This window comes from Enterobacter cloacae complex sp. GF14B, from assembly GCF_004136805.1.
In the GTDB taxonomy this organism is placed as follows: Bacteria; Pseudomonadota; Gammaproteobacteria; order Enterobacterales; family Enterobacteriaceae; genus Enterobacter; species Enterobacter hormaechei_C.
The window spans coordinates 1-1,763 of record NZ_QFRV01000236.1 but is presented as its reverse complement, the minus strand read 5'-3'; the positions used below and the strand labels follow the sequence as shown (position 1 = coordinate 1,763).

Genomic DNA, 1,763 nt, shown 5'->3' with positions numbered 1-1,763 from the left:
CCTAGAATGACCAGCAGATTCTGGAAGGGTCTCTTTGAGAATTTAGGTACAAGGCTAAATTTCTCTTCGACCAAACTAAAAGCTTATGTCACTGAAGTAGATCAAAGGTCTCAATGGGAGAAGTACTTACCTTTAGTGAAGTATGCTTACAATAGCACAATATATACATCCACGGGAAAAGCACCTTTTGAGGTAATTGAGGGAAGATCAAAAAGTCCCCTGCTACTTAAGGTACATGGGAAGATCTTCGCTGCAGATGAGTATAGCCGAGACCTACAAGAATCTTTCCAAAAGATTAAGGATGCTATCTCTATCTCACAGCAAAGGCAAAAGGCTACTGCTGATAAGCACAGAAGAGCCCAAGCCTTTAAAGAAAACGATTGGGTCTTGTTAAAATTTCCCAAGGCTCGATTAAGGCACACGATGGGCAAGAATCCTACGGGACACCAAAAGTACTATGCTAAGTTAGCAAAAAGGTACTATGGTCCCTTCCAGATTCTTAGGCCAATCAATGAGATGGCCTATCAACTCAAGTTGCCCAGCCATTGGCTCATACACAATGCTTTCCATGTGAGCCTACTAAAGCCTTACAAAGGAGAGCCACCTCAAGAACCAACTATTGAAGACCCACCGGAGATCGAGGACCAAGAAGAGGTGTTGCAGCCCGAGTCCATTCTCCGACATGAAGACAAGGTATTAAGAGGCGGTAAGACTATCCGACGATATCTTATTAAGTTTAAGAATTATCCTTTTGAAGATGCTAGATGGATGCAAGGCATACAATTAAAGGATAACCTAAACCTTGTCAATGCTTACAATGCTTCCCAAGAGTAAGCAAATGTACAAAATGTTAAAAATGAACAAAGTTTTTGTCTTATAAGACTCTCTTTTTCTTTATTTGTGCACAAAAATGAAGTAGTATGCATGCTTAGATCAAGTTTGCGGAGACGACGTCTCCCAAACACCAAGTAGAGCTTGTCACTCTACTATGGAAGACTGATAGGACTAATGTGCAGACATGCTTGCGGCAGCCTCAGGCTCTCAAGCGCCAAATGGACTAGTCATCCATTGTGGAATGATGTCGTAGGGTAACATAGGGATCCTCTACCCGCTAAGAAAAGGACTCATGAACATGCTTTATCTTCTCTACACCATAGTCGAGGACGACTATGATTTCAAGAGAGAGGTAATGTCATAATAATCAATATCTAATTCTCCTAAATGATTTTCTCATATTAAACTGATCATTTAATGTGGGGAAGTGCCAGGGGAGAAAAAGCTAGAATATTGGTTAAGCTAGCAGACCGGCCACAGTAGGGATCCAAAGGAGGGAAAATAGGGATCCAAAGGGGGGGCCATCTGCAAAAGAGCCATGTGCAACAATGGGCTAAAAAGACCCTAAGGTTCAGCCCATTAAGACTTCCAAAATGCTAAGGTTCCAAAATTCAAAGGTTGTGTCCAAAGGTCAACCCTAGGGAAAATTGGATGCTTTGTGTGTGCCCTAAAAGTCTTTGCACATCCCTACATGGGAGGGGGCGAGCCCTAAAGGTAGGGGATGAGAGAGAAAGCCACACACACACACACACACAGGCTCCCTTTACACAAAGGGAATGAGGGACACATGTCAGCTCCCTAGGCCAGATGCCCACAAGGTATGCCCAATTCCTATTGGAAGACCCTTGAAGTGGACCAATGAGAATTAGGCTAGAGTAAATCTAGTTTAATTAATTTAAAAACATTTAATAAAAGAAACCAATAAGAAT

Annotated in this window: 1 protein-coding gene; it reads left to right on the top strand. The window is 42.2% G+C overall.

The genetic code is table 11. From position 1 onward, the window contains the following. On the top strand, window positions 1–834 hold an 834-nt coding region (locus DD606_RS26060), incomplete at its 5' end, for a hypothetical protein (protein ID WP_176691488.1). Window positions 835–1,763: the final 929 nt, after the last annotated feature.